Below are 14008 nucleotides of genomic sequence, written 5' to 3' on the forward strand. Positions count from 1 at the left end.
ATTAGTTAAAAAGTTCCCAAATTTACATCTTTTTTCTATTTGTAGAAATAGAAAAATAAAAACAAGTACAACCACAAGAAATCAAGAAAGTGCCAAAACATTGCACCTAGCTCAATACCAAGGGTTTGAGTTGAATTGTATTTTTGTTTAAAATGATTATAAATTATGATTAAAAGCGCTGCAAGCCCGCCAAAAAGGTGTGCTAAGTGCACGATAACCACCACATAAAGAAACGAAGTGGTAATAGTACTTTCACTTCCGGTAAAGAAATACCCAGAAGCAATTACCTGACTAAATCCTTGAAACTGTAAAAAAACGAAAGTTAAACCTAACACCAATGTAGCTAACAAATACATGGTTGTCGCTTTTCTGTTATCTTTCTGAATAGCTTTCTTCGACAAATGAAAAGAAAGACTACTCAACACCATTACCACTGTACTTGCAATAAATGCCGATGGCAAGGTAAAAGTATTCAACCAGTCCGGTCGTGATTTACTGATCACATAAGCACTTGTCAATCCGGCAAAAACCATAACAATACTTATCATTGCAAACCAAAGCAACATCTTATACGATTTTGCTTTTCTTTCATTATGCTCCTGAAGTGACATTTCCATTTCCATAATACTCTATCTTAAAAATTTATCTATAACATACACCAACTGCAACAAGGAAATATAAGACACGCTTACCAACATTAGCTTCCTAGCTGCTTTCTCATCCATTTCTTTATATAATTTCACTGCAAAATAAAGCATCCATAAACCCAGAAGCAATACGATTCCTGCAGCGATATAACTCAACTTCAATTCCCCTGTAAAACCTAATACCGGCAGTAACGAAGCCACTATCAGCCAAATGGTATACAAAATGGTTTGCAGCGCCGTTTTCTTATCCTGTTTCCCGGTAGGCAACATAAAGAAACCTGCTTTTTCATAATCCTTATATAAAAACCAGCCAATTGCCCAAAAATGAGGAAACTGCCAGAAAAACTGAATCAAAAACAATGTTCCGGCTTCAATCCCAAAATTATTGGTAGCCGCAACCCAACCCAACATAAAAGGGATAGCTCCGGGGAATGCACCAACAAAAACCGAAAGTGGCGTAACCGTCTTTAAAGGCGTATAGACACAGGTATAAAGAAAAATTGAAATCGCACCGAACATGGATGTTTTCGGATTAATGCTGTACAAAATCGCCAATCCGATCAGCGTAAGGATTACGCCAAGAATAAATGCATTTTGTTTTGATGTCCTACCAGAAGGCAAAGGCCTGTTCTTGGTCCTGTCCATCAATACATCCAAATCTTTTTCAATGATTTGATTGAAAACATTGGAAGCGCCCACCATACAGTATCCCCCAATGGCAAGCAATATGAAGGTTACCCATGAAAACGGAAATTCTTCCGAAACACCTAAAAGATATCCAACGATAGAAGAAAAAACCACACTGACAGCCAATCCGGCCTTTGTGATTTCTTTAAAATCAGTAAGCAACGAAGCTAATGTTAACGATTTTTCCGAAGTATTCAATGCAGTCTTCATTTAGTTTCCAAAAACGGTGGCAAATATACTTCAAAATTTATATTTCTCAATAGCAATCCTTTAAAATCAAGTCGCAAAAAAAGTTTTAACAAAAAAGGCAAACTTTTCAGCCTGCCTTTCGTTTTTTATCGTTTTAATCTTATCGTTGTTCCAAAATTTTCTTCAGATCACTCAAACCCGTCTCCAAAGCTCCGCCAATCTCTTTTTCCATATCCACCATCAAAAGAAACAAATTCATCGGATAATCCAGATGACCTTTAAAACCCCATTTCACTTTGGTTTGGTTCGGAGAAAGATCTTCAGTCACGAAATAAGCATCATCCTCAGCCTCAAAAGGCTCTTTGAAACGCAATTTCAAATCGATTCTTTCATTTTCGACTATTTTCACGATTTCCTGCTCGCCCCTACCAACTTCGTCATTCTCACTATCCCAGGAATACACAAAACCTACTTCTCCATCAATTCCTTTGTATTCTTTTTTAGCCCCAGGATCTTTTTTATTCCAAACACTGAAATTATCCTGATTTTTGACCATTCGTACGTACTTGAAAACTTCAACTACTGGTTTATTAATAATAATTTCTCGCTCCAAAGCATAGTCTTTCTTAACAAAAAGGCCGGCAACCATTAAGATAACAGCAATGGCCAGTACAAATAATAGCAGTTTTTTCACAATTTGCATACCGTTGATTTTTAAAGTTGGCTATTAAATGTACGAAAAAAATTTATAAAATATTAAAAATCATAATACCAGTTAAACAAATCCGATCTCAAACCTATGGAAAACCAAGTTGTACTTCTTCGAGTAATTTTTAAAGTCTCACTGTTAACTTCAGTAGTCGGATCAAAATTTCGGTAAATTAAGTTTCCGAAGATTTTCAGATTCATAGCAGGGTTAACCACATAACCTCCCTGCAAATCAGCAATCAGAATATTGGTTTTATTTCCTTGTCCGACTTTTACACCTGTATCAGCATAACGATCCTGCTCATATTCACGATAGATATCTCCCCCATAATTGGAATTAGCAATCTCGACACCCGGAGCTGGTTTTTCAAAATCGAACCCTTTTACTCCATATGTCAACTTCGTATTGGCAAACCATCTCCCTTTATAATAACGCCCGATAAACGCCAATTCATAAAAATTCGCTCCCCACAAATGAGCCATACTTTGATTGTTGTGACCGTAATTAGTGATAGCGGCACTATGCGAATATGTATATGGACGAACCAAGTTGAATTCCGACTGCAGCATCAGATTCTTAACCTTGAAAGCATCGTAATATTTTGCCCCTAATTGATAGGCAAATTTATTCTTCCAGCTTTGATTGCCTGCTTTCATGTCATCCAATGAAAATTCATCCAGGAAAAACTGCCCATACAGATTTACTTTGCTGTTCCATTTGTATTTTGAAGCAAAACCTAAAGTGGCATTTCCGCTTTTTGAGGAAGATGAAAACTCTACAGAACGGAAGAAAATAATCGGATTAACAAAACTCATATCAAATCCCCTGCCGTTAGTATCCGTCCAGACAACCGATTCAAAGAAACCAATATTGACACGTTTTGACACATTCCAACTCAAATAATGATTGGCCATATATTTTGACGCATAGGTTCCATCCACGGTAACTTCAGGACGAACATCTTTCAGCCACATATAAGTATTGGTATATTTGATTTTCCAGAATGTCGTATTAATTTTAAAATAAGGATACGGACTTGCCGCGTCACTGGTAAACAAAGAACGATAACCGTCTCCGATAAAGTTTCGGCCATAACCCAGCTGAAGATTAATGAACTTAGCCGGGGCAAACATTAGGTTGGCATCTGCTGAAGGAAAATCATAGGCATCTTCTTTAAATCGTTTAGCAATACCAATTCCAGGAATAATAGCCGGATTTCCTCCCGAAGGTTTAATCGATTCAGCATATTCATTGTAGTAATCGGCAAATCGTCCCTGGCTTTCAAAAATCGACGTCGTAAAAAACAACTGCTCTCCAAGACCTCCCTGGACGTTGATTCCACGGGTATTCACAAAAGTATTATCAACAGTTTCACTGCTGAAGTCTTTCCCTAATCGGAAGTCAAAAATCGGATCCAGAGTAAACCAATAAACATCACCTTTAAGTGCAATCAAATGCTCATTCCACAATTTTCGACCAAACCAAGATTCCTTTTTTAGCAGGTTTTGCTTGTACACCCCTTCTAAATCCTTATACTTAGTCACTTCTGTATAAACATAAGGTTTTGAAGCAGTATGATTATTAGTCCCAACCTGATTCAGAGATGCATCGAACTCACTGTAAGCAGTATGTGTAAAAGGAATATTCAAACTGCTTCTATACTGAGGATTATCAAATTTCTGATATTTGACCGATTCATATTCTTTCGATTCCGATTTAGGATCAATAGTCGCATTCTTTTGTGCCTGATCCACTATTGCCGGCGCACCGAAAACAGTTGGCTTAACTGTAGGAATAGCAATTTTTATGGAATATTTTGAATACGTAGGTTTTCCGGCATATTTAGAAGGTTCGACTTTTGGCAATTGCGAAAAAACACGTTTTGTCTCATCAATCAGTTCCGGAAAAGGGGCATCGACATAAAGAACTTTAAACGTTCCGGTAGTATCCACTTCAAAAAGAGCAATTACATTGCCTTTGAAATTTTTATCGGTTACGGATTGCGGTACTTTAAAATTATCATAAACAAAATTCTGCAGTTGATTATAAAAACATGCTTCTTGTTCACGGGTAGTAGCTACTTTGCAGTCCGGAAAAACCGGAAACTGTTCCATGGTAGTAATCTGAGCAGTAACAAATTGGCCAAAGCCAAGGAAAAAAAATAACGGTAATAAATACTTCATTTGATTATTTAGGATTATAACTAGATTTTTTGGGGACTTATATCTAAAGTTATTCGTTCAACAGGTTTTTTTTCAATATTCATTTTGGGACACTTGACCAGTTACGATTGCCTTTGCAGACGACGTTCCGATTCGCTTTACGCCGAGTGAAATCATCTCTATTGCTTCCTCGTAGCTACGCACACCTCCAGCAGCTTTTACTGGCAGTGGAAAAGCATTTTCAATCATTAATTTTATCGCCGGAATAGTGGCTCCATTAGGCAATCCTTCTTCCGTTTTATAAAAACCGGTTGAAGACTTTACAAAGACACTACCGTACTGTTCTTCTTTAAAATTGGCAATAACTACATTTTTTATCAGAGCAGAAAGCTGCACAATCTGATGCGCATCAAGTGCCGCAACTTCGATAATCCACTTAACAATCCGGTTATGGAAAAGTCCGAGGCGGGTTCCTTCCAAGACCTGTTTTTTCACCAAATCAAGCTCACCCCGTTTGAACGCTTCATAATCGACCACAAAATCAAGATCGTCCGCACCATCAGCAATTGCCGTGGCGGCCTCCTTGAGTTTTTTTTCGATTGAACCATTCCCTTCCGGAAAATCGATCACTGTTCCGATGCAGACTTTTGAATTCGCGCTGGAAACCATTTCTTTAGACATAGCAACCATATCGGGACGAAGCATTATCAACTTGAATTTTTCATCAATGGCTTCTTGTACAAAACCCTTAACAACTTCTCTGTTCTGGACTTTTGTCAAACCGGCCTGAGCCGCTGTTTTTAAGTAGGTTGAATCCAAGTATTGTTGTATATCCATGCGATAAAAATAAAAAAATCCCCCGAAGTGGGAGATTTATTTGTACTATTTTTTTGAAGCACTGTCCTCTCTGGGTTTCGTAATAAAATGCAGGACTAAAATTCCAACTATACTACCGGATATATTAGCAATCACATCATACACATCGGCTTGCCGCGTAGCGGTAAACTGACTCTGACAAATTTCTATTATTCCGCCGTACAAAAAAGTAGAAGCCAATACAAACCAAGCCTTTTGGGCAAATGTTAATTTAGGCAATTCCTTAGTGAGAAACAAGAACCACAATACGGAAAAAACAAAATAGAATATAGCATGAATCGTTTTGTCTTTTCCAAAAACTGCTACTTTGGGCACATTACCTGCACCAATCATGCAAGCTGCACCTATAGCCGCAGTCCAGAGAACAGCTAAAAGAAAATTTTTCTTATGCTCCAATCAGTTCTTTGTATTGTTCGCTGGATAACAATGAATCGATTTCAGAAGCATCAGAAATTTTAACTTTCACCATCCATCCTGCTCCATACGCATCTGAATTCACAGCTTCCGGAGTTGTTTCCAATTCTTCGTTGAACTCGATGATTTCACCTGAAAGCGGTAAAAATAAATCAGAAACAGTTTTTACTGCCTCAACAGTTCCAAAAACTTCATCTTTTGCTAAAGTCTGATCTAACGTTTCTACTTCAACGTAAACGATATCTCCAAGTTCTTTCTGTGCAAAATCTGTAATCCCTACAGTTGCAACATCGCCATCAATGCTAACCCATTCATGGTCTTTTGTGTACTTTAAATTAGCTGGTATATTCATTGTGTTAATTTTTATTCGACAAATGTATATTTATTCGCGTTAACTATAAAATGTTTTTTCTTTAATTTCCAAAGTTATATCGTAGTGTAAATCCTGAACGGATGTTTGTTATCGGGAATGTAGTAGATATAACAGCTTTTGAGAACGAATGATCATAATAGAAAATAGCGGTCAGATTCCTGCTGAACGAATAATCGGCAGTGAATTTAATTGACCAGATATCTTGACCACCACCCAACTGATTGTTATCATAATCCAGATAACGAACAATCGTTTTATTACTTCTGTATGACACATCCGCCTTCATGTTAATATCACTTTTGATAACTCCCGAAGGATCATCCGCCAAAGAAGATGTGAAAGTTATATCCTTAACACGGTAACCCAAACCTACAATGTATTCGTTACCTTTTACTTCTGTCAGCAAGTTATTATCAAAACTCAGCGACAAGGCACGGTCTTTTCTCATTTCGGCGAGAACCTTGATCGAGCTTTTCATTTCAAAATCCATTCGGATCAAAGGATTGAACTGTTCCACTAAGTTCACATTGGAAATAATGTCTTTAGTCGGATAATTAACAGTTCCCGACGAAACATCCGGATTTGGATTCTCGTAATATTCAAAATTAGAACGGAACTGATTTAACGTATATGCCGCTCGATATCCATGCTGTAAGGAGAAACGTTTGAACTTCTCTTTAAACCAGTTATAACGCATTAGACCGGTATATTTAACATTCCAGTTAGGCAGCGGTAAATCCCTGAAAGGCCCAGTTTGGATTTTCGAAGCATCGGTTCCTTTATAAGCAGCATAGAATGCCGGAAGCAATACCGCCTGGCTGTTTTTTCCATATCCTTTAGGATAGCCATCTGCATCGATCTTTGCCGGATCATTAATATCAATTCCTCGTTCCGTAGCCAATCGGTTAGCTATTTTCAAACGGTTCTCTCTGAAATCATCAAAAGCCGAGGAGACGTTTTCATCACTTTTACTGAAAGCCGTACCAATAAGAATCGTAGACATCGAATAATTACCGAAAGTGTACGGCGAACGTGGATTGTATGTACCATCAGGGGACACGTCGTATTGTTCCGAGAAATTCTTGCTCTTGATCCAATCGGCCAGGATATCTATTTTAAAATCCGGGAACGGCTCCAATTGTCCTGTTACGTTCAGAATTTTATTGTCTACCTGAGTAAAGTTTTGGTTGAACTCTGGATAGTAAGTCAACCAACCATTTCTCGCAGCATCATAACGCACATCATCCTGACTTCCCAATACGAAACCAATGGTAGGTTTGGTAGTACCAATAAAACCGACTCTTGGCAAATATCCCGGAAGCATCGTACCTTCATTTTGAGTATAATTCACCTGAAGCGTTTTTAATGCCGTAACCAACCCAATCATTCGTTCACTAAACAAACTTCTTTCTTCAGCCACATTTGTTGGGGCAGCAGTTACTTTTTGTCCAGGTTTCGGAGTAGCAGGTTTAGCCTGTGGTTTGACAGTTTTATTCTTCTTAGCCGTTAATCCAATGTATTTATAAAATAAATCCATGGTTAAAGTGGTGTTCAGTTTATGGGATGCCGCATTCTGAATAGTGTTACCCAAAGACCAAAGCGACCCTTGAAACTCTACTGAAGAAAGGGCATCTGAAGAACGCGTCCAACTGTAATCACTGGTATATGAATAAGCAGACTTCACGAATGCCAAGAACGGAATTTTATTAATTGGTATATCGTAATTAACTATTAATTGCTGTGTATGCAAGTTAGCCTCTCCAATATTGAAATAATCATCCCAAACAGTCAGATCATCAATAGGAATTTTGTTTTCGTCAAAATAATTTCGGACAATGTTATTTGTAGACACGTTATAGCTGAAGCGCAACGCCTTAGAAAAACTGTAATTGAATCCGTAATTAAAGTTATACAAATAATTTCTTCTGTATAATGGATCTAGACCAATGCCCTCTACCTCAACCTGTCTGAATTCTTGTCTGTTATACTGACGTAGTATATTGGTTGAAAAAGAAACCGTTGTTGGTAAATAGCTGAAATTAAAATCACTCAGCAATTTCCAATAACTGCTTTTCTTCATGAATTTAGTATTTTTAAGCGGTTCCACAGAATTTGGCTTGAAAGCAAAAGCATAATCTGCAGAAGTCCTCACCTGTTGATCCAGCATGCTCTCAATTTGGAAATCATGGTGATTCATTTCGTTATACGAATGTGAAAAAGTGAAATTTTCCGGATCGTAGAAATGCTGTTTCTGATCTTGGGTTCTTTCTTTTTTAACACCAATAAAATTAATGCTGGTACGCTTTGTATAGTCGATGGCTCGATCCTCAATATTAGCTCTTTCTGCCGGATCCTGAGTCACGTCCAACAATTGCTCCAATTCGATATCCTGATAGAAAGGATCATATTTTGGTGTTATTGTTTCTTCTCCCACTGCATAATTGAAAGGAATGGTAATACCCCATTTTTTAGGAAGCAATTTCCCGGCATTAACATTGGTCACCACATTATACTGGAAAACATCCTCACGACTTCTCTCGTTTGGTCCTTCTTCCAATCCGCCAAACCCTATAGTTGTTTTTCTGGTTGTAGCAGAAATGTCTGCAAAATCAGCAAAATTAGTATCCATGGCAGCAACGGCGGCCCAGCCACCTTTATTATCCATTTCGGACATACGCAATTCGTTGAACCAAACCTCACCACGGATCGTTTTCCCAGGATTCGTTCTGTTTCTGACCCCAACCATTAAAGTTCTTACCAAACCAAAATTAGGATTTCCACTCACTCCAATTCTCAGTAAGTTCTCTTTTCCTGCCAACGATCCATCAAGAAAATCTTCATTAACAAACTGAATACCGTCGGTCAAATCATCGTCGGGAGGAAGTGTCCCTTGTAAGGCTCTAATCTTTAACTGAGTAAGTAAAGACAAAGCCAAATCAATTTCATTGGCAGTAGGCCAAACTCTAGCAGGGTCTTTTTCTCCAAAAGCAGTTGGTTTCAACGGAATCTGAACTTCATAGAAATTTTGTGTGAAATCATTTCCGAAACGTAAGAAAGCCACCATTTCGTCATTTTGCAAATCACTGCTTGTTTCTAAGGATTCCGCGTGAAGAAACATTCTCAATTTTTTAAATTGACGCATGTCAACACTCACATTCTTAAATACAGAGCGGGCATCTTTTTCTTCCAAACCACCGGTTGGCGAGCCATCTTTACTGTACACTCTTAAAGAAAGCGATTGCTCGTTCTGATTGATAATCGAGTTATTGTTGTTTAATTGCTCACGTGCCACTCCCGGAGGCATCACGTAAGGAATTGGCCTTCTGTCTCCATTTTCCTGAATATTCAGTGATGTCACATCAAAACCTGTATTATCATCACTCGCATCTGGATCATTATTATCCATAGAAGACAGATAACGTCTCCATTCTCCGCGAACCAAATCCAAAGATCCAAAACGCAGGGTTAGCTCTTCAGGGAAATCCGTCAGGAACATACGCATAAAACGAATCGAACGGAAATCGGATATCGAACCAACCGTATTGGCAGCTGTAGCTTCCAAAATAGGAACTTTATAAAGAACCCATCTTACTTTAGTTGTTCCGTTAGCTATCGAAACAGCATCATTCACCCTGGTATCAACAACGTAATTCTGGCCAATTACCGGATTTGGCTGAATAGGTATTTCAAATCTATAATAGGCATTGATCGTGTTCATCGTGTTGTCACGATTGATATCTTCTACATCCGGTAAAGTTGTGGATCCGCGGTTATCATCCGATAAACTGATCGGCGAGTTCCCTTCCAAACCATTATAGTTTTTATAACGCTGAAGCACATCCCCGCCAGCATTTAAATAATATTGGTAATTATCCGCTGAAGGGTCGGGATTGGCAGCAAAATCCGAATGCTTAACAGCTTCTTCCGCATCACTTAATCCGTTTAATCCCACATCCTGAACGGCTCGGTTTGCCTCATCGGAATCAAAAGCATAAATCAAGGATTGTGCTGACGGTATTTTACCCCAGTTGGTGCTGTGGGTTGGTATGGTAGAACCTACTTCCGGTAATCCGTTTTCGTATAATTTTCGACCGTCGTTAAGTATATCTTCTGTAATCTCACCTAAATTGATTGTCAGTTTACCGACATTGGTCTCAGGAGTTGTATCTCCGGGATTTTGCCCGTAATAAGGATCCATCATCCAAAACTGAACGTATTCCACATTAGACTGTTCAAAGTTGGTTGAATTGATCGGACGCATAATTCCGGCCCAGTTGCTTGTTGGATTAGCCAACGCATTAGTAGCGGGATCTGCGAGAGGACTGTAATTATAAGGCCCTCTTTCCCCCGGATAATAGGTCATGTCGAGCGTACTCACTACAGTGGACTGCCCTTGGGCAATATCAACATTCGGATACAGCTCGTCACTGTAAATTCGTCGCACCCTGTTGGTAAGCATATCCTGTTCTGAAATTCCTGATGGTCGCTGCGATTCCACATAAAATACCGGGTCGATAGTGTACCATGATAATTTAGCTCTTTTGTATCCCAACAACAAATTATCAAATGGTTGATCATCAAGCACTGAACCGTCATAATCTCCTTCCACAGGCGTACTGGCCAATGACCAGGACAGAGGGGCGCGCATATCTATGGTTGATTGTGAACCTTCAAAATCATCGATATAAACGGTAGCCTCTCCATTAAAACTGTCATTTTTGGATGCGTCCGGCATCAGGTATGCAATCTCTCCACGGAAAGAGAAATTAGAAGGCACATCCGTATCAAGGTTTGGCAATTTATTCACCATACGGGTAAAGAACGGTATCTCTGTAGAAAAGTTCCCATTCATACCAACTATCGTATTGTTTACGGATTCCTGTCCGTAATTTGATTTTTGGGTAAATGGTTTTTCAGACAAACGAAGGAATGTTCCTGCTACCTGAAATTTATCACTGATTTTGTGTTCTACGTTAACTCCGTAAAAACGTCTTGTCTGCTGTCCGAAAACCGAGTTGTTTTCAAGTGAAACGTCTATTGGGGCATTAGCAAGTGTAGGGTCTAAAATCTGAACACGTCCGCGCTGATAATCTACGGTATAATCTACACCTTCTATCAAAACACGCCCACCAGTAGAAACCACAACTGAACCCTGAGGTACGTTGAAAGCACCGATGGATATTCCGTCACCTCCGGTTGATTTAAATTTTCCTTTTAACTGGAACTTGTTCTTCTCGCTATCCTGAAGCGCTAAAGCCTGTGTTTTATCATATAAGTTTTTGAAAACGTATTTTGTCTGGTTATCATTATATCCCGTCAGCGGATCTTCATAATTTCGTGAGGGATTATCTCTTAATTTCTCAAACAGCGTTTTACCGAAAGGTTCAACCGTTGTAAAAATCAAACGCCCGTTTTGTGTGTCTACGGTCATACCGGGAATAAAATCGAAGAACCCATCTCCCCCTTCTTGAGGGTCGTTGGTGTAATTCAATTTATCCAAATCGAAGACTTTCAACAATGGTGTGCTGGTAACCTCATCTGGATTAGGCAAAGGCGGTACCAGATTAATGTAATTCAACGGTGATGGATCCGTATAAAGGATATTGAATCGAAAATCCTCCTGAGACAACTGATAGCCACCCGGAATCTGATAAATGTTTTTCATCATTAAATTCCAAACAGGCTGATCGATATTGTTCAGATTACTTTTCAGCATTTTCAGAATCAAACTCTGTGACGTCGGTATCCCGCCATTTATCTCAGTCGCATCAACGCCATCCGTTCCGAATTCACCCACCTGGAAAATATCATTACCAACGCTGTACTGATAAGCAACTGCCAAAACTTCATCATTGGCCAATCGCTGATTTAGGGAAATGTATCCTAACTGTGGATGATACGTATAATCGCTTGGCGATAATTTTCGGGCGTTTTCCAATTTCGCATAATCCCTTCCTTCCACGACTGCAACCTCCGAACTAAAACCATTATTCGCAGTGGCAATATCCCTGATGTCAGGATCTAACAAACCTGTAGCACTTCCAATTAATGCTGGATCAAAACGGTTATTGGTATTGTCGGACGGCAAATTAAATGACGGTGGAGTGTAAAAACCGGCAATATTCTGATCATGAACACCAACGGTAGAATCCGTAATATCTGCCCCTGCTACATCTGTTAACTGACCTTCTCCCAAATCCTGTAAAGCAAGAATATTTCTTAAATTATTGTCTGTTGCATTAACACGGTTTTGTTTGTTGGTAATCCAAACTTCCATACGGGTAATCTGGACACGGCTGCTGATAACCGGATAGGTTGCCAATGCTTCGTCGTACTTGTTTCGGAAATATTGCGAAAGAAAATAGTGCCTGTCTGCATCATAATCCAATGCAAACAACTCAAAATCCTGCAATGTTCCCCCGCCCTGTGCAGATACAGATCTTGTTTGCGATTTTTGCTCGGAGAAAACCCCTGTTACAGTCGTCTTACCAAACTGTAATTGCGTCTTAACCCCAAACAAACTCTGCGCTCCACGAATTAAGGAACTGTTTAACGGGAAACTTACGTTACCTACTTCAATTTTTCGTATGATGTCGTCTTCCGTTGGTGTGTATTCTAATTTGATCAGGTTTTGGAAGGCAAAAGTCGACTGCGTATCATAATTGATGTTAACCAACAAACGCGTTCCTACTTTCCCCTGAAGACTCATACTGATTCGCTGATCGAAATCAAAGGTAAGGGTTTTTCTGTTTCTTGGCGAGAACGACGGGTTATCCTGTTTTGTAAATCGGATTCCCAAATCCATTTCAACAGACCCTGTAGGTTTTATGTCAATAGTATTACTACCGAATATACTCTCAAACAAACCGGAGTTCACATAGTAGCGAGGTAACAAATCTTTTTTCGCTTCTTCAGAACCAGCTTTCTTACCATCGATGGCATCCAATTTCTTTTGGTAATAATCTCTTATGGACTCACGAGTCAGGAGTTCTTCATATTCCTGAGGCGTTAAAATAATGGGGTAATTTATATTAAAACCATCAAGGGTTTTTGTATAGATATAACGATCCGAAGCAGGATCATAGGTATATGCCTCTGTAATACTTTGAGGATTACCTAATTCTAAGTGGCCTAAATCAACTCCTGTTTTAATAGAATCCTTCTCTTCTTCATCAACTTGCGCCTGTATGGAAACACCAAAAAACAATATCAATAGGGTAACCCCAATTTTAAATATCTTGAAAAAGTTTCTAATATATTTTGTTTTCAAAGGACTACAGGTTTTTTAAGGCTAGTTTAATAATAGTTTCCACAGAAGCATCTGCATCTGCTTTTACAATTTTGTCGACTACTTTTTCAGCCGATTTTCGGACAAATCCTAAAACTTCCAAAGCAGATAACGCTTCATCTTTGTTTGTATTGCTTTGTGAGAAAGATACTTCATCCAGATTGTATATTTTCAACACCTTGTCTTTCAGGTCCAAAATAATGCGTTGGGCTGTTTTTGCCCCGATGCCTTTTATCGATTGTACGGCAGCCACATCGCCCGAAGCGATTGCCTGAATAATCTGTTGAGGAGCTATGGAGGACAACATGGTTCTTGCCGTACCGGCTCCTACTCCTGAAACTGATAATAAAAGTTTAAATAATTCGCGTTCCGCTTTTTCGACAAAACCAAATAAGGTATGAGCATCTTCTTTCACCTGAAGAAATGTAAATAACTTCAGATAATCGGATTCCGGTAATAAAGAAAAGGTATGCAATGAAATATTAACACTATAACCAACTCCGTTACAATCAATTACAACTTCGGTAGGTGACTTTTCCACTAGTTTTCCCTGAATATGTGCAATCATACTTACAAATTGTTCTATCAAAAATAAGAAAAATCTTTTATCCTGATAATCAGAACCGAGGAAGTTCACTTTTATCGGATAAAAGATTTGCTGAG

Annotated in this window: 9 protein-coding genes; all 9 read right to left on the reverse strand. The window is 38.8% G+C overall.

The features are described from left to right. Positions 1-35: 35 nt before the first annotated feature. The 9 genes from LZF87_RS01540 to ruvA all read right to left on the reverse strand — a co-directional run bounded on the left by LZF87_RS01540 (position 36) and on the right by ruvA (position 13913). Positions 36-623, reverse strand: coding sequence for a cytochrome c oxidase subunit 3 (locus tag LZF87_RS01540; protein ID WP_244340598.1), 588 nt, complete (start codon positions 621-623; stop codon positions 36-38). Positions 624-629: 6 nt separating this feature from the next. Next, positions 630-1544 carry a heme o synthase gene (gene cyoE / locus LZF87_RS01545; RefSeq protein WP_413614294.1) on the reverse strand — a complete coding sequence of 305 codons (915 nt, stop codon included), beginning with the start codon at positions 1542-1544 and terminating at the stop codon, positions 630-632. 139 nt (positions 1545-1683) lie between these two features. Continuing rightward, entirely contained in the window at positions 1684-2226 is a 543-nt protein-coding gene (locus LZF87_RS01550) for an SRPBCC family protein (RefSeq protein ID WP_244340600.1), read from the reverse strand. Between the two features lie 53 nt (positions 2227-2279). Next, entirely contained in the window at positions 2280-4415 is a 2136-nt protein-coding gene (locus tag LZF87_RS01555) for a gliding motility protein RemB (protein WP_244340602.1), read from the reverse strand. 72 nt (positions 4416-4487) lie between these two features. Then, the gene (gene deoC / locus LZF87_RS01560) at positions 4488-5231 is read right to left on the reverse strand and encodes a deoxyribose-phosphate aldolase (protein ID WP_244340604.1); all 744 of its coding nucleotides are present in this window, start codon (positions 5229-5231) and stop codon (positions 4488-4490) included. A 45-nt stretch (positions 5232-5276) separates the two neighbouring features. Next, complete coding sequence (locus tag LZF87_RS01565; protein ID WP_244340606.1) at positions 5277-5666, reverse strand: VanZ family protein; 390 nt, start codon at positions 5664-5666, stop codon at positions 5277-5279. Next, a complete protein-coding gene (gene gcvH, locus LZF87_RS01570; protein WP_023573352.1) occupies positions 5656-6036 on the reverse strand; it encodes a glycine cleavage system protein GcvH in 381 nt (126 codons plus the stop codon). Before gcvH ends, LZF87_RS01565 begins: the two co-directional genes overlap by 11 nt. 61 nt (positions 6037-6097) lie before the next feature. Continuing rightward, on the reverse strand, positions 6098-13294 hold the full coding sequence (gene sprA, locus LZF87_RS01575; RefSeq protein ID WP_244343843.1) for a cell surface protein SprA: 7197 nt from the start codon (positions 13292-13294) through the stop codon (positions 6098-6100). A gap of 37 nt (positions 13295-13331) precedes the next feature. Continuing rightward, entirely contained in the window at positions 13332-13913 is a 582-nt protein-coding gene (ruvA, locus tag LZF87_RS01580; protein ID WP_244340608.1) for a Holliday junction branch migration protein RuvA, read from the reverse strand. Between the last annotated feature and the right edge of the window lie 95 nt (positions 13914-14008).

The sequence above is a fragment of the Flavobacterium enshiense genome, assembly GCF_022836875.1.
Taxonomy (GTDB): Bacteria; Bacteroidota; Bacteroidia; order Flavobacteriales; family Flavobacteriaceae; genus Flavobacterium; species Flavobacterium enshiense_A.